This is a genomic window from Phocaeicola sartorii JCM 17136 = DSM 21941, from assembly GCF_054653615.1.
The window spans coordinates 2,262,136-2,280,809 of record NZ_BAAIFW010000005.1 but is presented as its reverse complement, the minus strand read 5'-3'; the positions used below and the strand labels follow the sequence as shown (position 1 = coordinate 2,280,809).

General features: G+C 44.9%; 16 protein-coding genes, 1 tRNA gene and 1 pseudogene. 5 read left to right on the top strand and 13 right to left on the bottom strand.

What is annotated here, in order from left to right; genetic code table 11:
* Positions 1-20 precede the first annotated feature (20 nt).
* From ACYQ0C_RS09575 to ACYQ0C_RS09565, 3 genes are all read right to left on the bottom strand, one after another.
* Positions 21-1,034 (bottom strand): porin, encoded by a 1,014-nt coding sequence (locus ACYQ0C_RS09575; protein WP_025076708.1) that lies wholly within the window; start codon positions 1,032-1,034, stop codon positions 21-23.
* 124 nt (positions 1,035-1,158) lie between these two features.
* A complete protein-coding gene (locus ACYQ0C_RS09570) occupies positions 1,159-1,761 on the bottom strand; it encodes an IMPACT family protein (protein WP_016276567.1) in 603 nt (200 codons plus the stop codon).
* 33 nt (positions 1,762-1,794) lie between these two features.
* Positions 1,795-2,283 carry a 3'-5' exonuclease gene (locus ACYQ0C_RS09565; RefSeq protein WP_016276566.1) on the bottom strand — a complete coding sequence of 163 codons (489 nt, stop codon included), beginning with the start codon at positions 2,281-2,283 and terminating at the stop codon, positions 1,795-1,797.
* Between the two features lie 198 nt (positions 2,284-2,481).
* Between ACYQ0C_RS09565 and ACYQ0C_RS09560 the strand changes: the two genes are divergently transcribed.
* On the top strand, positions 2,482-4,701 hold the full coding sequence (locus ACYQ0C_RS09560; protein ID WP_032941794.1) for a patatin-like phospholipase family protein: 2,220 nt from the start codon (positions 2,482-2,484) through the stop codon (positions 4,699-4,701).
* Here ACYQ0C_RS09560 and uxuA read toward each other — a convergent pair.
* The 7 genes from uxuA to ACYQ0C_RS09525 form a co-directional block, all read right to left on the bottom strand.
* On the bottom strand, positions 4,684-5,862 hold the full coding sequence (gene uxuA, locus ACYQ0C_RS09555) for a mannonate dehydratase (RefSeq protein ID WP_016276564.1): 1,179 nt from the start codon (positions 5,860-5,862) through the stop codon (positions 4,684-4,686). The two genes, ACYQ0C_RS09560 and uxuA, sit on opposite strands and share 18 nt — an antisense overlap.
* A gap of 58 nt (positions 5,863-5,920) precedes the next feature.
* Positions 5,921-7,915, bottom strand: a complete 1,995-nt coding sequence (pulA, locus tag ACYQ0C_RS09550; protein ID WP_016276563.1) for a type I pullulanase — start codon at positions 7,913-7,915, stop codon at positions 5,921-5,923.
* A gap of 4 nt (positions 7,916-7,919) precedes the next feature.
* On the bottom strand, positions 7,920-8,489 hold the full coding sequence (gene ruvC, locus ACYQ0C_RS09545) for a crossover junction endodeoxyribonuclease RuvC (RefSeq protein ID WP_016276562.1): 570 nt from the start codon (positions 8,487-8,489) through the stop codon (positions 7,920-7,922).
* Positions 8,486-8,791 carry a DUF4286 family protein gene (locus ACYQ0C_RS09540; protein ID WP_016276561.1) on the bottom strand — a complete coding sequence of 102 codons (306 nt, stop codon included), beginning with the start codon at positions 8,789-8,791 and terminating at the stop codon, positions 8,486-8,488. The genes ruvC and ACYQ0C_RS09540 overlap by 4 nt, the downstream gene beginning before the upstream one ends.
* Before the next feature lie 62 nt (positions 8,792-8,853).
* Positions 8,854-8,927 (bottom strand) — tRNA-Ala (locus tag ACYQ0C_RS09535).
* A 328-nt stretch (positions 8,928-9,255) separates the two neighbouring features.
* Positions 9,256-9,465: a hypothetical protein gene (locus tag ACYQ0C_RS09530; protein WP_016276560.1), complete on the bottom strand. Its 210-nt coding sequence runs from the start codon at positions 9,463-9,465 to the stop codon at positions 9,256-9,258.
* 171 nt (positions 9,466-9,636) lie between these two features.
* Complete coding sequence (locus ACYQ0C_RS09525; RefSeq protein ID WP_016276559.1) at positions 9,637-9,951, bottom strand: hypothetical protein; 315 nt, start codon at positions 9,949-9,951, stop codon at positions 9,637-9,639.
* A 433-nt stretch (positions 9,952-10,384) separates the two neighbouring features.
* Between ACYQ0C_RS09525 and ACYQ0C_RS09520 the strand changes: the two genes are divergently transcribed.
* Together ACYQ0C_RS09520 and ACYQ0C_RS09515 are read left to right on the top strand one after the other, a co-directional pair.
* The gene (locus tag ACYQ0C_RS09520; RefSeq protein WP_016276558.1) at positions 10,385-11,713 is read left to right on the top strand and encodes an NAD(P)/FAD-dependent oxidoreductase; all 1,329 of its coding nucleotides are present in this window, start codon (positions 10,385-10,387) and stop codon (positions 11,711-11,713) included.
* A gap of 296 nt (positions 11,714-12,009) precedes the next feature.
* Complete coding sequence (locus ACYQ0C_RS09515) at positions 12,010-13,674, top strand: long-chain fatty acid--CoA ligase (protein WP_016276557.1); 1,665 nt, start codon at positions 12,010-12,012, stop codon at positions 13,672-13,674.
* Between the two features lie 162 nt (positions 13,675-13,836).
* Here ACYQ0C_RS09515 and lipB read toward each other — a convergent pair whose 3' ends face one another.
* Both lipB and ACYQ0C_RS09505 read right to left on the bottom strand, forming a co-directional pair.
* On the bottom strand, positions 13,837-14,487 hold the full coding sequence (lipB, locus tag ACYQ0C_RS09510; RefSeq protein WP_025017747.1) for a lipoyl(octanoyl) transferase LipB: 651 nt from the start codon (positions 14,485-14,487) through the stop codon (positions 13,837-13,839).
* Positions 14,488-14,553: 66 nt separating this feature from the next.
* A pseudogene (locus tag ACYQ0C_RS09505) lies at positions 14,554-14,733 on the bottom strand (GNAT family N-acetyltransferase); the annotation flags it as partial.
* Between the two features lie 258 nt (positions 14,734-14,991).
* On the opposite strand from ACYQ0C_RS09505, the gene ACYQ0C_RS09500 reads away from it, so the two are divergent.
* Both ACYQ0C_RS09500 and ACYQ0C_RS09495 read left to right on the top strand, forming a co-directional pair.
* Entirely contained in the window at positions 14,992-15,693 is a 702-nt protein-coding gene (locus tag ACYQ0C_RS09500) for an HD domain-containing protein (protein WP_016276554.1), read from the top strand.
* Positions 15,690-16,238 carry a hypothetical protein gene (locus ACYQ0C_RS09495; protein ID WP_016276553.1) on the top strand — a complete coding sequence of 183 codons (549 nt, stop codon included), beginning with the start codon at positions 15,690-15,692 and terminating at the stop codon, positions 16,236-16,238. The genes ACYQ0C_RS09500 and ACYQ0C_RS09495 overlap by 4 nt, the downstream gene beginning before the upstream one ends.
* A gap of 88 nt (positions 16,239-16,326) precedes the next feature.
* Here ACYQ0C_RS09495 and ACYQ0C_RS09490 read toward each other — a convergent pair whose 3' ends face one another.
* Positions 16,327-18,540, bottom strand: coding sequence for a heavy metal translocating P-type ATPase (locus ACYQ0C_RS09490; RefSeq protein ID WP_016276552.1), 2,214 nt, complete (start codon positions 18,538-18,540; stop codon positions 16,327-16,329).
* Positions 18,541-18,674: the final 134 nt, after the last annotated feature.

Genomic DNA, 18,674 nt, shown 5'->3' with positions numbered 1-18,674 from the left:
GGAGTGTCCCCCTGCTTTTTTCAGAACCGTACCATTAATTCCATCACAAACTTGTCTTGTTCGGACTCTTTTGCCAAAGATAGTTTATCATAGAAATATTTCTCGTAATTAAGACGCAAATCCGCTTGAAAAGCTTTTCCGAAGCTCAAGGTCACGCCTCCGGTCACACGCTGGCGGGAATAATCGGTAATGTAAAGGTTGCCCTCCTCGTCCGCATTGCCGTTACTATGATCTCCCATACTGTCATAACGCCCCAGGAATGAAATTTTCTGAAACAGTCCTTTCTTGATAAACAGGTCGTAATTGACAAAGGCATTAAAAGCATGCACATCATCGAATGAGTTCCCGGCGTATGTCTTATAAAGGTATTCGGCTTCTATATGCCAATTGGAAAACTCATAATAAGTACCGATATCATACATATAGACGCTGTTTTTATCGGGGTGTATCTTCTGGGTGCCCAAGGTCAGGTTATAATTTTTCCACGGCATCAATTGAAGTTTGACGGAATAATTCAACGTGTTGTGCCATTCTTTCTGGTTGGTGAGCCCGGAGCCGTTGAACAATCCGCCCTCCAGTTTCAACGGCAGCCCCTCTTTCAAAGAGAAAGCTCCCGTAGCCCCCACATCACGCACATTCCCCACCTGCTTGGCTATGAACGAACGATTGGCAAAATACTGCTGGTGTGGAGAACGATGAGCGTCTATGGTGAAAGGCACACGCATCTGCCCCATCGTAAGATTCCATGTTTCATTAGGGACAAAACGGGCGTATGCATCCAGCATTTTGATGTTTCCCTCGTCGGACAAGTCTATTTCAGCTTTATAAGCGATTACCGGAAGAATCCTTCCATCCAGACTGACACGGGCATTACGCACCTGGAACCGTTGCATTCCATTAGTGGTCTGAAGTTCATATTTACTACGGATGGTTCCGTGTACTTCCGGCAAGTATTCTTTGGGAATAGTCAGCTGTGCGGAAGCGGTTGTGATACTCAATACTGTAAAAGCAGACGCTACAAGTGTATTTCTCATTCTCATTAATGTGACTTTCTTTGTTTACGGCTGCAAAGATATGAGCTTGATATATCTGCAATATTTCATCCGTATTACAAATATGTTTCATCTGCTACGGAGGGAGACCGGCCTGGAGGCGGAATTATTCAATAATACGGGCGGTTTCCACTTTCTCCAGACGTGCACGGAGTTTCCCCATCATGGATTTACGTATCCGGAGCTTCATCAGGCAATCCATATCATACGATTGTTCCAGGATGACAGGCTCGTCCTCTTTCACAATGCGCATGATATCATTCATAAAAGGATACTCAAAAGAGACAGTGATCTCTTCATCCACCGTCCTTTCCACTATTTCAGCCGCAGCTATCGCTTCGGCGGCGGCGGCTTTGTAAGCGACAATGAGTCCGCTGGTTCCCAACTTGATACCTCCGAAGTAACGGACTACTATGATAAGGATATCCGTCAGCTCATGTGAGTTTATCTGCCCCAGGATAGGCTTTCCGGCGGTACCCGAAGGCTCTCCGTTGTCATTCGCCCTGAAATCTTTCCTTTCATGCCCCAGCATATAAGCGTAGCACACATGGCGGGCGTCGTAATATTTCTTCTGACAGGTGTCGAGATGCCGCTTTATTTCCTCTATGGTACGTACCGGAATGGCAATCGCTATAAACTTGCTCCTTTTCTCCGTGTAGATGCCTTCGGCAATGTCTGTAATGGTCTTATAAGTATCTTCTTGTATCATGGGCCACAGAAATCATAAATCTTTAATCATAACTCACAGAATCCGCCGGGCAATCCATGCGCACGCCTCCGCATCAGCCAGCGCATGATGGTGATTCTTCAATTCAAAACCCAAAAAACCGGCCACCGTATGCAGCTGGTGGTTTCTCAATCCTTTCAGCTTCCGGGAAGCCTGATAGGTACAATGAAATTCATAATCAGGATAATCCATGCAATAGGTGCGGAACACAGCTTTCAGGCATCCCTCATCAAAGGCTTTGTTATGCGCCACCAGCGGCAGTCCCTCTATCTTAGGGGCGATCTGTTTCCATACCTCCGAAAAAACCGGAGCATGGGCGGTGTCCTCCTGCGTCAATCCATGGATACGGGTATTCCAGTACAAATAGTAATCGGGTTCGGGATGAACAAGACTGTAGAAACGGTCGGCTATCTCACCATCCCTTACAATAATCACGCCCACACTGCATATACTGGTACGCTCATTGTTCGCTGTCTCAAAGTCTATTGCTGCAAAATTATCCATACTCTTTTTCGTTACACAGACAAAGGTACGACAAAAAAGCGATATACAAAATTCTTTTTTCCGGTACAATTCCTTATCTTTGGAGCTCCAGCTGCAAAATAGACCAATATCTGTGACAATCAGCACTTGTTAAAGCTGAAAGATTAAACCATCTTTGCACTGTTTTTGTTTTTTAACTAAGACTAGATTTATAGTAAGATGAAAAAGATGAAATTCTCTACCTTCTTAATAGCAGCAGGAATGCTTTGTATCTCCGTCCACACAGCAGCCCAACCACACCCCCGGAAGAAGGTGGGTGTAGTTCTCAGTGGCGGAGGAGCCAAAGGAATGGCACATATAGGGGCTTTAAAGGTCATAGAAAAAGCCGGCATTCCCATCGATTATGTGGTAGGAACCAGTATGGGATCGATCATTGGCGGTCTTTATTCCATCGGTTATACTCCCGGACAGCTGGACAGCATGGTACGCCGGCAGGACTGGACTTTTCTGCTGAGTGACAAAATACCACGCAGCGAGCAGAATATGGCGGAACGGGAAGCCACCGAAAAGTATGTATTCTCTCTTCCATTCGGAAAAGATACCAAAGCACAAGCCATAGGAGGGCTGATAAAGGGACAGAACCTGGCTAACCTGTTCAGCGAGCTGACCGTAGGATATCATGACTCCATCGACTTCAACAAACTGCCTGTCCCCTTCGCCTGTGTTTCCGAGAATATTGTAAACGGCAACGAGGTGAATTTCCATAAAGGTGTGCTGGCTACAGCCATGCGTGCCAGTATGGCCATACCGGGAGTGTTCACCCCGGTCCGGCTGGACAGTATGGTACTGGTGGACGGCGGTGTGGTAAACAACTACCCTGTAAACGTGGCGCGCGCCATGGGGGCGGATATCATCATAGGGGTGGATGTACAAAGCGACTTGAAACCTTCCAACGAACTGAACAGTGCCGGCAGCATTTTAGGACAGCTCATCAACCTGATGGGGCTGGAGCTTTATAAAAAGAATCTGGAAGAGACCGATACCTATATCAAGGTGAATGTGGAGGGATATTCCGCTGCAAGTTTCACTCCCAATGCTGTGGATACACTGATCCGCCGGGGAGAAGAGGCGGCACTGGCACAAGAAAACGCTTTGATAAAGCTGAAACGGGAACTGGGACTGGACAGCACCTATATGCCGGAACCGCTCCCCCGCTATCCTTACTCCCCCGACCGCAAGGTGTATATAAAAGAAATCACTTTCGACGGGCTGGACGAGAAAGACAAGCGATGGCTGTTGAAACGCTGCGATTTAAAGGAGGACTCTGAAATAAGCATCCGCCGCATAGAGGAGGCGACAGCCATATTATGTTCCAACCTGGAATATTCCAACGCCACTTACAATCTGCCCGAAGCTCCCGACGGAGGCTATAACCTGCATATCCTGCTAAGCAAGAAGTATGAGAACAAACTGAACGTAGGCATCCGGTTTGATTCGGAAGAGACTGCCAGCCTGCTGATTAATGTCACCAGCAATTTCCGTGGCAAGGTGCCCACCACGTTATCACTGACAGGGCGGCTGGGGAAACGTTATGCCGCCCGCATAGATTACGGCTTCGAACCGGCTCCGTTGAAAAACATCGGACTGGCATACATGTTCCAATACAACGATGTCAATTTCTATCATTATGGAGACAAGTCACACAACTCCACCTTCCGATATCATTTGGGGGAGTTCTCATTCTCGGACGTATGGTACAAGAATGTGCGTTTTGCCATCGGACTGAGATATGAGTTGTATGACTATGACAAATTCTTGTATCAGGAGGGCAACCAGGGCATTGATGTGGGAACGGAGCATTTCTTCAGCTATTTCGCGCAGATGCATTACGAATCTTTTGACAAAGCCTATTTTCCGTCCAAAGGAATTTCGGCACGGGCTGCCTATTCTCTTTATACGGACAATTTCACCGGATATGACGGTCATGCTCCTTTCTCTGCCATAAAAGGTTATTGCCAGGGAGTGGTTCCTGTCACACGCAGGTTCTCCATACTGCCCGCTGTTTACGGACGGTTTCTGATAGGCAAAGACATCCCTTACTCCAAGCTCAACGCCATGGGTGGGGATGTGCAAGAACGCTTCCTGCAACAACAACTGCCTTTTGTGGGAATCAACAATGTGGAGTTAATGAAAAACGCACTGCTGGTAGGGAGCATGAAATTCCGCCAACGAATGGGAAGTGTGCATTATCTGACACTAACCGGAAATTATGCGCTGAGTGCAAGCAAACTAAGATATTTGCTGGAACAGGACACCATGTTCGGCTGTGGTATCGGCTACGGTCTGGATAGTATGTTCGGGCCTTTGGAGGCTTCACTGAACTATGCAAACCGAGCCAATAAAGTGAGTATGTACGTCAATCTAGGATTTAAGTTTTGATTCCTCGTTGATGACTGCCATCATTCCTTCTATCTGGGCCAAGGCCATCATACGGCCATGGAACGAATAGCCCGGGTTGTAGCCTTTGCCGGCATCATCCAGCATCATGCGACCATGATCCACACGCATCGGGACGCCCGGACGCTCTTTTTCAAAGATGCGGATCAGCTCTGTCACATGAGCACGCCCTCCCAGATGAGATGCTTCTATGAAGTTTCCGTTGGGGAATGCATTGGTGCTGCGCAGATGCACAAAGTGAGTGCGGTGCGCAAACATACGTGCCAGCAAAGGTATGTTGTTATGCAATCCGGCACTGAGGGAACCGGCGCAGAATGTCAGTCCGTTATGCGGGTTATCAACCGCATGGAGTAACCAGGTGATGTCTTCCTCACTGGTCACGATACGCGGCAAGCCCAATACCTGGAAAGGGGGATCGTCCGGATGGATGCACATATTTATGCCATACTCATCACACACCGGCATGATGGCCTGCAAGAAATAACGCAGGTTTTCACGCAGGGCGTTGCGGTCTATGCCCTCGTACAGAGACAAAAGGCGGCGGAATATGGCAACCGGCTGCCGGTCACCTTCCTTTATGTTGCCATTCACAAATCCCTGCGTCTTGACTATAATGGTGTCGATCAGTTCGTTTTTCTCAGCTTCGGTTATGGTCTTGTCCAATTCACGCACCTGTTGCAGTTCTGAACCGGTATAGTCTTTCTCCGCCCCTTCACGCTGAAGAATCATGCAGTCAAAATAGGCAAACCGGATCTTGTCAAAGTACAAAGAACTGGTCCCATCCTCCCAAGGATGCTCCAAATCGGTACGTATCCAGTCAATGACGGGCATGAAATTATAACAGACAGTTTTGATGCCCGCTTTACCCAGGTTGGCAAGACTTATCTTATAGTTCCCTATCAGCTGGTCTCGTTCGGGGCCGGCATATTTGATCGCCTCACTGACCGGCAGGCTTTCCACTACCGACCAACGCAATTGATGGGATTCAATGTAATCTTTCAAACTCTTGATAGCTTCCAAAGTCCATATCTCACCATTAGGCACCTCATGAAGGGCGGTCACGATTCCTTCCACCCCGATTTGTCTAAGCATGGGAAGTGTTATTTTGTCTTTCCTCCCAAACCATCTCCATGTCTTTTCCATTCGTATGATGTTTTTAGTCTGTATGACAGAGTATTTGTTAATCTTCTTTAAGTCTTTTCTATTGGTGTATGATCATGGCAGAGCGTGCCGGTATCACAAGTTCAGCACCTGAGACTTGTCCCATACCTTTCATGTTTATCTTGCCATCCTTACAAACCACTGTGTATTTACCCGACGGGATGTCCAGTCTGGCAGGCTCTGTGCGGCTGTTCAAAGCTACGATGATATTTTTCCATGAATCACCATTTGCATGGTCTTTCAAGATAAAGGCGACCACATTCGTGTCTTTTACAGGTAAAAACTCCAATTGCCTACGTACCTTATCGGCATCCCCCATACGGAAAGCGGGATGTGCCTTACGCAAGGCTATCAAGTCTTTCACATATTCGAATACATCTTTATGCGCAGTCTTGTTTTTCCAATCTATCGTATTAATGCTGTCGGGACTATTGTAAGAATTATGAACCCCCTTCTTGTCACGCATGATCTCATCTCCCGCAAATATAAACGGTACTCCTTGTGAAGTAAAGACAAATGTCTCCGCCAGTTTCTGCAAAGCCGCCAGCTCCTCTACCGACGCGTCCGGCATGGTAGCTTTCAGACGATCGGCAAGGCACATGTCATCGTGACAGCTTACATAGCTTATCATCTGGGTAGGCTGTAACGCCCAAGGTTTCTTACTATAATTCACCGAATCGTTTATAACCTGCGGATGTTCGACAGCTCCCACAATTCCAAACTTGATGCTCATCTCGTGCCCCGGCTCCCCTATCAGAAAAGCTCCTTTGGTATCGTCATCCCAAGCACCACGCAAACCATCACGCATTTCATCCGAGAAAGCGGCGATACGGGGCATTTTTTCCACATTGGCTTTCATCGCCAGTTTGTCTGCCTCTAATTGGGGAGAACCGGCTGCCCATCCCTCACCATACATGAAAATAGACGGATCTACTTTATCAACGGCCGCACGTATCTCGTTCATGGTCTCAATATCATGTATCCCCATCAAGTCAAAACGAAAACCGTCTATGTGATATTCATCAATCCAATATAGAATAGATTCTATCATATATTTACGCATCATGGCACGGTCGCTTGCCGTCTCATTTCCGCATCCCGAACCATTTGCCCATTGTCCATCCTTTGTCTGGCGATAGAAATAACCGGGAACCGTACGTTCGAAATTGCTTTCGTCTGTATTAAAGGTATGATTATACACCACATCAAGCACCACCCTGATTCCCGCCTTATGCAAAGCTTGTACCATTTGCTTGAATTCCCTGATACGGACATCGGGTTTATAGGGATCTGTAGAGTAAGAGCCGTCGGGCACATTGTAATTTTGCGGGTCATACCCCCAATTATATTGGGCCTTGTCCAGTTTTGTCTCATCCACCGAGGCATAATCATAAGACGGCAACAAATGTACGTGGGTAATGCCTAATTCTTTCAGATGGTCAAGACCTGTCTTCTCACCTAGAGAACTGGTAGTACCCTGCTCTGTCAAAGCCAGAAACTTACCTTTATTTTGAATTCCGGAAACAGAATCCAAAGAGAAATCGCGATGGTGCATTTCATAAACCATGATATCGGCATAATTCTTCAAAGGAGGACGCACATCGCTCTCCCATCCTTCCGGATCTGTAGAACGAAGATCAATCACAGCCGCCCGTTTGCCATTCACCCCTACGGCTTTTGCCATAATCCCCGGAGTGTCTCCTAACCATTTTCCATTTACCTTCACATTAAAGGCATAGAATTTACCTTTCAAATCCTCTTTTACCGAGATATTCCAAGTGCCATTCTCTCCCATCTCCATCGGAAGGGTGCTGGAAGCCGAACCTTCATTACCCGATTCAAATAAAAGGACACGCACTTCTTCTGCTGTAGGCGCCCAAAGCGAAAACTTCGTTTCAGCGGGCGAGTATTCCATTTCGGTCAGCGCGTCTTCACGGACAGGGTATTCATCAAACGAATTATATTCCTTTTTCACAGACTGACAACTAATAGTAGTAGATACAATTGATGCCCAAATAATATGTCTCACATTCATAATCTCATCTTTTTATTTTATCGGGGTTCTTGTTTATAAAATCCTTCCAGCCGGAATATTCTTTAGCCAATGTGGGTCTGCCCATTTGTAAATAATGACAATAAGCTGCTGCCAGTCCATCTGTCGCATCCATAAAAGGCAACATCTCGCTTTCGGGTATGTGCAACATTCTCTTCAACATGTCGGCTACCTGCTCCTTGCTGGCTTGTCCATTGCCGGTTATCGCCATTTTTATCTTCAACGGCGCATATTCTGTTATAGGAATATCACGGCTCAAAGCGGCAGCCATAGCCACTCCCTGCGCTCGTCCTAATTTTAACATGGACTGCACATTTTTCCCGAAAAAGGGTGCTTCTATGGCCAGTTCATCAGGTAGATAGGCTTCTATTATACCGATCACCCGTTCAAAAATGCGGCGCAGTTTTAAATAATGATCACCATATTTACGAAGATCAATGACTCCCATAGTTATGACTTGAGGTTTAGTTCCTACTACTTTCAGCAGACCATACCCCATAATGGTTGTTCCGGGGTCAATGCCCAGAATTATTTTCTCTTTTACCGGCTGAATCACTTAATCACCTCCATCAAAGTGGGGAAGCCAACCACCTTATCTTTAAATATCTTCATCATTTCTTCATTCAGACGCATCCCCTGCTGAGTATGCCAGCGATGTAAGGTGGCCGTATCTTCCACTTCCCACTGTAATGAGAAGCATTCTGAATCCTGTTCTTTATGACTAAGGATGTGCGTAAGACGGGGATTCTGCAATATTCCCGTTTTTTCCACTTCGGGAATATAGCTTTCACTAAGCCAAATGACGAAATTACGCGCATCGTCAATACTAGTTTGATAAGTTGTATTATAAATCAACATAGCTATAGTCTTTAAATTAAAAAAGGCCTGCTCTGCAGACCTTCATTGTTTCATTAAGAAAGTGGAGCATGCGAGACTCGAACTCGCCACCTTTAGACTGCCAGTCTAACGCTCTAGCCAGATGAGCTAATGCCCCGAGGAATAATAACGATGCAAAGATACACAGAAAATCAATACTACAAAGCTTTTGGGAAAGTTTTTTTCATGTAAACAACAAATTTTTATTTGTCACTTTTGTGCCAAAGAGTTACTCTTGCGTGAATTTGTTTCAACATAGTTGACTGATTTTAAATGATAAAGAACCATAGTGTTTGCATATTTTATTATTTAACTTTCTAACAAAATAGTAGAATAAGCAAATAGTAGAAATAGGAAATCACTATAGATTTATATAACCAGCCTCTGTTTATACAGAAAACTTCATTGATGAGTTCACAATATAAAAAGAAGGTATAAAAGCCAGCCTAAATCTCTGCAATCGGCTTAGACCAAACTTCCTCTTTCGTTTCTTTACACATTACGGAAATAGTTCCACCAGCAAAGTCTTTCACATACCCTTTGCGTTCAGCCAACATATCTTCAGCCATTCTAATAGCCTTAGATTTATCTTTCAATGAAAATCCTTTATTAGCAAAATCTGTACTGTCTTTAAAATATATATCATAAGTTTCCATTGTATCGTTTTTCTAAAATTCGGGTGGCAAAGATAAAATCTACTACTATTATGTACAAGAGATTTCTTAATTATTTTTCGATTCCCGTCAAGAAACAGCGTACTTGAATAAAAATCCCGACTCATCTCAAGCCGGGATTTCAAATAAAAAACATTATTATAAATATACTAACTATTTCAAAAGTTTACCATCTTCACCTAAAAACAATGTCTGCTCATGAGCATCGTTTGTCAGCACGTTGATTTTATAAATACGGCTGCCATCAATGCCATAGGCCATAAAAGCCTGCTTTATCATGGCACCTTCCTGCGCAAGTCTGTCCATCACAGCTTCCGGTAAATCATTCACATAGATTTCCGAAAACGCCAACACCTTAGATTGTTGAGGCTTTTCCACCACCGGGACTTCTACCGGAACCACTTGGGCAAGAGAAACAGATACACCTAAAGTCATCACTAATACCCATGTTGCTAATACCTTTTTCATAATTACTTTGTTTTTTATTCATTTTTACCGGAAATAATAAAACAAAAAACATGCCATTCATCAACAACTATCAGTATTTTACTATGAGTCAAGCATATACATATTTATATCTTCGTTTTTAGAAGAACTGATTTCCGTTAAACGCACCACAAAAGTGTGGAAAAGTTCCACACTCCTACTTCCACATTCCGACAAACAAAAGCTCAGATCTGACTGTTATATAAACCTCATCAATGCCAAAGAACCATGAAGAAACGATACTATACCATATATATGACATGATGGATATTGATCACTACCTTATCTGTTGCAAACCCGTAACGTAAGTTACATCAATCCCACATTATCCCCCGGAGTCTTTGATATCCAATAGGCGGCCATTAAACATTTCCTCCGGCAATTTGTTATTATAGGGATAAAAACAAATACCATTATGACTGAACAGATAACCAATATTCCCGACAAAGGAAAAAAGAAAAGAATAGTCATCGTCGGAGGGGGATTTGGAGGGATAAAGATTGCACGCAAACTGAAAGGACAACACTATCAAGTTGTATTATTGGATAAAAACAATTACCATCTTTTCCAGCCGTTACTTTACCAAGTAGCCACATCGGGCATCGAGCCCAGTGCCATTTCATTCCCATTCCGCAAGATATTTAAAGGATACAAAGACTTCCATATCCGTATATGTGAAGTGCAGCAAGTACATCCGGAAGAAAAACAGATCACCACCTCCATCGGCAGTCTGAATTACGACTATCTGATTATAGCTACCGGATGCTATACCAATTATTTCGGCAACAATGAAATGGCTAAACATACCATGTCTCTCAAAACTACAGCAGAAGCTTTGCATAACCGCAACCAAGTGCTGGAAAGTTTTGAAAAGGCATTGAACACCGATAACCCCCAGAAGCGGAACCAGCTGATGACCTTCATCATAGTCGGTGCAGGGGCGACTGGTATTGAACTGGCAGGAGCTTTGGCCGAAATGCGCAAATTCATCCTTCCACATGATTATCCGGATCTGGACACCAGTACGATGAAAATAGTGCTGATAGATGGTGGCTCCCGTCTGCTTCCGGCCTTCTCTTCCCAGTCTTCCGAGGAGGTAAAAAAGTATCTCACCCGTTTGGGAGTAGAAATATTATTGAACAAACAAGTAAAAAATTACGAGAACAATATGTTGGTACTGAATGACGGAAGTTTTATAGAATCGGCCAACGTTTATTGGGTAGCAGGCGTAAAAGCAAACAGTCTGGCAGGTTTTCCTGCCGAATGTTATGGTCCGGGCAATCGTCTGAAAGTGAATGAATACAACCAGATACAAGACTTTAAAAACATATTTGCGATTGGTGACACCGCACTAATGATTTCGGAAGAGTATCCCAAAGGACATCCACAAGTTGTACAACCTGCCATACAGCAGGCAATGAACTTGATGAAGAATCTGAAGAATATTGAAAAGAATCAACCGCTCATTCCCTTTAAATACCACAACAAAGGGTCTATGGCAACCATCGGACGCAATAATGCGGTGGTAGAACTGCGAAGGATACGTTTCGGAGGATTTCCCGCATGGGCTGTATGGCTATTCATACACTTGATGAGCATAGTAGGTGTAAAAAACCGTCTATTTATCTTTATAGACTGGATGTGGAGTTATTTCACCTACGACCCGTCTCTGCGACTTATCATCAAGCCACAGCCTTCTGAAGAAGAGATAGAGGAAAAGACCTTTGACAAGGAAGCTCCATGACCTAAAAACAGTTCTCAAACCTGCCCGACTATCTTTGAGATAAGAGGTATATCCTATTTCATAATAGCGGGCGAGTTTATCCCTTTATCTGACAATGATAGTAACGATGCTTTCCCCCCTTGAGATACATCATCAACCGGCAATCGATTATAAGCTAGCAATTTAAAACAGCAGAGTGAAAAGTATCGTCTTTTCATGACGTTAAATTAATGTAAAAAACTGTTTCATATCCCATCCCCCTAACCTCATTTTACTACTTTTGCGCACACTCAGCCTATAAATGTGCAAAAGTTATCATGGAACTAGAACAGAGTTTTATTGCTCTTATCGAGCAAAGCATAAAAACAAATTGGTATTTAAACGCTCTTACAGACTATAAAGGCATCACATTGCAATACAGAGATGTGGCCCGTAAAATAGAGAAAATACATATCCTGCTGGAAAATGCCGGCATTGAAAAGGGAGATAAAATAGCCATTTGCGGGCGTAACAGCGCTCATTGGACAGTAACTTATCTTGCCGTCATCACCTATGGTGCTGTAGCAGTGCCTATCCTGCATGAATTCAAAGCCGACCAGGTGCACAATATCGTAAACCACTCTGAAGCCCGCCTGCTGTTCGTGGGCGACCAGATATGGGAGAACCTGAATGAGACAGCCATGCCTCATCTGGAAGGTATCGTAGAACTGAAAGATTTCGGTGTGCCTGTTTCCCGTTCGGAAAAACTGACTTATGCCCGTGATCATCTGAATGAGATTTTCGGGCACAAATTCCCCTGCCGGTTCCGTCCCGATGATGTTTCTTATGAAAAAGAAAAATCAGAAGACTTGGCTATCATTAATTACACTTCAGGCACTACCGGATATTCCAAAGGCGTGATGCTGCCCTATCGCAGCATACTTTCCAATGTACTTTACTGTAAAGAAAAGATAGGTCTGAAAGCAGGTGACAGCGTTGTATCCATGTTACCCTTGGGACACGTGTTCGGCATGACCTTCGATTTTCTGTACGGCTTCACGGCAGGCGCCCACCTATGGTTCCTTACCCGTATGCCGTCGCCCAAAATCATAGCCGAGTCATTTGCCGAAATCCGTCCGCGCATCATCGCTTGCGTGCCGCTCATTGTAGAGAAAATATTCAAGAAAAACATCCTCCCCAAAGTAGATAACAAACTGGGCAAGTTGTTGCTGCACGTGCCTATTATCAGTGACAAGATAAAGGAGCTTATCAAACAGAAAGCGATGGAAGTTTTCGGTGGCAACTTTATTGAAATCATTGTCGGAGGCGCCCCCTTCAATGCCGAAGTGGAAGCTTTTCTGAAAATGATTGATTTCCCCTACACCATTGCCTACGGAATGACCGAGTGCGGGCCTATCATTTGCCACAGCCATTGGACAGAGCTGAAACTGGCATCCTGCGGAAAAGTGGCCGCACGCATGGAAGCCAAGGTCTTGTCCCCTGACCAGACAGCCATAGCCGGCGAACTGGTGTGCCGGGGAGCCAATCTGATGCTGGGTTATTACAAGAACGAAGAAGCCACCCGGCAGGTCATTGACACCGATGGATGGCTGCACACAGGGGATATGGCGACAATAGACGAAGACGGAAATGTCTTCATCAAGGGACGATGCAAGAACCTGCTGCTCACTTCTTCCGGGCAAAACATTTACCCGGAAGAAATAGAGTCCAGACTGAACAACATGCCATACGTAGCAGAGTCACTGATCATCCTGCAACAAGACAAATTGGTGGCCCTGATTTATCCGGACTCTGATGATGCTTTTGCTCATGGCTTGAACCAGCCGGATCTGGAGCGGGTGATGGAAGAAAATCGTCAGGAACTGAACAAACAGCTACCGGCATTCTCCCAAATAGCACGCTTCAAACTCTATCCTGAGGAATTCGAAAAAACAGCCAAGAAAAGCATCAAGCGCTTCTTGTACCAAGATATAAAAGAATAAAAAAGACACTCTCACACACATTACTACGCATCGTTTTATACATACGTACGTATAGGGCGATGCGACCGTATGTATAAGGCCACACGTACGCACGCATGAGGTCACACGTACGTACGTATTTTATCATCCCCCCAACAGGCTTTTTATTCATTTCCCAATTGACTACAAAAGTTCTGACAATTCTTTCCGCAAACGCTCTGTCACTTCTTCCATAGACACTTCGCAGCCCAACTCTTTCTGCAACGAAGTAACCCCTTTATCCATGAATCCGCAAGGATGGATATAACTGAAATAACGCAAATCCGTATTTACATTCAGAGCTAATCCATGCATGGTTACAAAATGGCTGCTTCTTACCCCCATCGCACAAATCTTCCGTTCCTGCGGAGTTCCTGTCGCCAGCCACACTCCGGTCGCCCCCTTCACCCGTCCGGCCTCGATGCCATAGGATGCACAGACCCTGATCACCGCTTCTTCCAGTACATGAATATATTCTTTCAATCCCAAATGATAATCCTCCAGATTCAAGATAGGATAGCAAACCAACTGTCCGGGTCCATGATAAGTGATGTCCCCTCCGCGATCAATGTGGTAAAGAGTGGCACCAATCATTTTCAATTGCGCCTCCCCCAACAGCATATTCGCCTCCTTGCCACTCTTGCCTAATGTATAGACATGCGGATGCTCTACAAAGATCATTCTATTTTCATACGGTTCTCCCACCTGCTTGGCTTCCACCACAGCATTAAACAACTCCGTCTGCCGCTCCCAAGCTTCAGCATAGGGAACTAATCCCCAATTTTCAATTTTCATGATACCTCCCAGTTTTAAATGTAAAATAGGATAGGGTTCGCCCGATGCGTCTCTTGCATCCCTGCCGATAACCCGAAATCCAAAATGGCTATAAAAGCCGTATGCTTTCTCATTCTGCTCATTTACATCGACATAACGTACATGGCAATGTTCCAAGGCATAATGCATCAATCGCTTTCCTACTCCCGTACCTATGGCACGCGGATGAACAAAGAGCATTTCGAGCATCTTTCCGTTAATGCCCATGAAACCTTCTATACCCGCATCGCCACGAACCATGTAAAGCGGCATGCTGTGAAGATAAACGCTCCATACCAGTGGCTTTAGCTTCTGAATATATGTTTCGGGTATGAAATGATGCGTAGCACGCACTGAAGCCTCCCATAAGCGGGTCAGTTCGTCAAAGTCATCGGGTGCAGGTTGAATAATTGGATACATATTGCTTTTTTTCTGCAAAGGTGGGATAATTATTGTATATTTGCAACCCGAATCAAAAGAAAGAACATGTTGCCGTACATCAATGATTTTCCAATGGAGTTCCGCGATTATATCGCAAGTGAAATTATCCCACAATACGCTCATTTTGACAAGGCACATCGTGTGGATCATGTATCGCAAGTAATAGCAGAAAGCCTCAAGCTATCCCAATACTATGATGTGAACCGCATGATGGTATATGTGATTGCCGCCTACCATGATCTGGGGCTCTGTGAGGGACGGGAGTTCCATCACCTCATTTCAGGAAAAATACTATGGGCGGACAAGAAATTAAGGCAATGGTTCCCCGAAGAGCATATCTGGATGATGAAAGAGGCGGTAGAAGACCACCGTGCATCCAACAAGCATGTCCCCCGTAGCATTTATGGCAGGATTGTAGCGGAGGCCGACCGCATTATCAATCCGGACATCACTTTGAGACGCACAGTACAATATGGCCTTTCCAACTATCCCGAACTGGACAAAGAAAAACAATACACGCGTTTTCTGGCACATCTGAAAGAGAAGTATGCTGAAGGGGGATACTTGAAATTATGGATACCTCAATCAACCAATGCTATACACCTGCAGGAATTGCGGCAACTGATAGCCGATGAGGAAGAACTTCATAAAGTATTCGAAAAGATCTATTCGCAGGAAACAGAAACGATACAGAATGTAGAAAATATCGCTATATTTGTCCGAAACAAAAAAAATAACGGTATATGAAAAAGCTGATCCTATCCATTTCTATGTTTCTGATTGCCGCCACTACTTTTGCGCAGTCCGAAGTGGCAACAGATAGTATTCCGCCCATTTCATTGGATGGCTACAAGAATTTTAACGGATTTGTGCTGGATATGGGTTCCATGATTATGGCTCCTCCCCCTCTGATAGCCCCACAACTTTATTATCAACCCTACAACAATAATACGATTGCGAATTACAATGAAATATTCCGCCCCAACATGAATATCACTTATGGCAGAGGATCTTACAACCATCTATCTCCCTCCATGTATCCGGGGATGGGAATCTATGGATCCGGAACCCTGTCAATGCCTCCCACCTTACAAAGCGCAACCTTTCAATTGAAAAACGGATTACGCATCACCACATACGGTGAATATGATGCCGACGGGAACAAAGTACGGAATCCCAGCGCATTGCCTTGGGAAAGAAATAATTTCAACGGAGCTTTCGAAATGAAATCAGAGAACGGCAACTTCGGAATACGAATAGAAGTACAAAGAGGAAGGAACAATCCTTTTTAAATTAATAAGCCAAAAGGTCTGGAAATGAAAAGCAGCCGTGCGAAGCAAAACTTCCGCACGGCTGCTTTTTCATTTATTTTTGATCCAATCACAACTTTCTCCAATTCAGGCTCAAACTGTTCAGCACCACACTGACAGAACTGCATGCCATGGCAGCACTGGCAATCATCGGATTAAGCAGGATGCCATACAATGGGAACAGAATACCTGCCGCCACCGGAATACCTATCAGATTATAGATAAACGCCCAGAAAAGATTCTGACGGATCAACCGTACAGTCTTATGGGAAAGCTTAAAAGCTTTGGGTAACAACAACAAATCCGAAGTCATCAGCGTAACCATCGCTACATCCATGGCAATATCCGTACCTTTACCCATTGCAATACTTACATCGGCACGTGCCAACGCCTGTGAGTCATTAATGCCATCACCTACCATAGCTACGACTCTTCCTTCAGCTTGTAATTCTTTAATAACATTCTCCTTATCGGCCGGCAAAGCATCCGAGATAAAACGGTTCGCATCAATTTCTCCGGCCACATTCTGTGCAGTGAGACGCCCGTCACCGGTCAGCAATACAATATACTTTCCGCTCTCCTTCAGTTGTTTGACCGCTTGTCTGGAAGTATCTTTTATCTTGTCACTGATGGCGATAACCGCCAGCAATGTATTTCCCTCGCCAAAATAAACCAAACTCTTGCCACTCCTCTCATAATCCTCCACCATTCCTTGCAACAAGCCGGAAACTTCCGCTCCAAAGTCTTTCAGCAACCGATGGCTTCCCGCCCAATAAGTCTTGTTTCCACGAGTCACCACAATGCCCCGTCCTGTCCGGCTCTCAAAAGAATCAATGATTGCCGGCTTCTCGCCTTCCTTTTTCAATGCCTCGACAATGGCCAATGCCAACGGATGTTCCGATTTCAATTCGGCAGCATACAGAATCCCCTTATGCTCGTTCTGCCATCCGGCATCATGCAACCATCCGGTCACCACAGGACGCCCTTCGGTTACGGTACCCGTCTTATCAAGTACCACTGTATCCACTTCCCGCATCTGTTCCAAGGCTACCGCATCCTTTATCAGAATATGCGATTCGGCCCCTTTGCCAATCCCCACCATCAAGGCAGTTGGAGTAGCAAGCCCCAAGGCACACGGACAGGCAATAACCAAAACAGACACTGCTGAAAGCATAGCATAAGAAAAGTCATCCGCTCCACCTGCCACTATCCAAACAAGGAAAGTAAAAACAGCCACAGCAAGGACAACAGGAACAAAAACCGCCGTCACTTTATCCACAATACGCTGGACCGGAGCTTTAGACCCCTGTGCTTCCTGCACCATGCGGATAATCTGTGCCAACACCGTATTTTTCCCCACCTTTTGAGCAGTCATAGTAAATGCACCGTTCTGATTGATAGTGCCGGCCAGCACCTTATCACCCTGTTTTTTCTCTACAGGAATAGGTTCACCGCTTATCATGCTCTCATCTATAAAGGTGTTTCCTCCGACAATGACTCCATCCACCGGAATTTGCTCACCGGGACGGACGCTCACCTGATCGCCGACCTGGAGCTCGGCTATCAGAATATCCTCTTCCCTACCGTCTTTCACCACACGGGCCGTCCGAGGTTGCAATCCCATCAGTTTACGAATAGCCGTAGAGGTTTTTCCTTTCGCTTTCTCTTCCATCAGCTTGCCCACCAATACGAAAGCTATGATAACAGTAGCAGCTTCATAATATACATGAGGTTCCAGTCCGCGGCTGTACCAAAATTCGGGATAGAACGTATTAAACAAACTGAACAAAAATGCAATGGAGGTGCTAAGTGCCACCAATGTATCCATATTACTGGTACGCTGAGTCGCCTGTTTCCAGGCATTCATATAGAAAGAACGTCCCGAATATAAAATAACAGGAAGTGAAAGCAACAGCATCCACCAGTTTACTCCCGGCACGTTCATCAGAAACATCCCCAAAACAGCTACCGGTAAAGCAAAAATCCAGGCTACGACAGTCTTCCGCTTCAACTGCCCGTAATAAGATTGCTCCGCTTCCTCCTGTTCCTGTACGGAGTTATCCTCATCTATTATCAAATCAAAACCTATTCTCATCACAGCCTCTTTCAATTGCTGCGGAGACACGATATCCAGATTATAAGTCACCGTCAGAGTAGCCGCCGCCAAATTAACCGATGCACTCTCCACGCCTTCCTGTTTCCTTACAATCCTCTCCACATTGCCGGCACATGCCGCACAATGCATTCCCGTAACGGGATATAGTTTCGTTGTTATCTCACTCATATTCTTTTCTTTACTTATATATTATAGCTTATCAACGGACAAATTTAGCAAAAAGTTCATGCAATCTTGTTGCAAGGAGATAAATATATTTTCGATTTTTAGATGGACTTTTCACGAAGATATTCTATATTTGT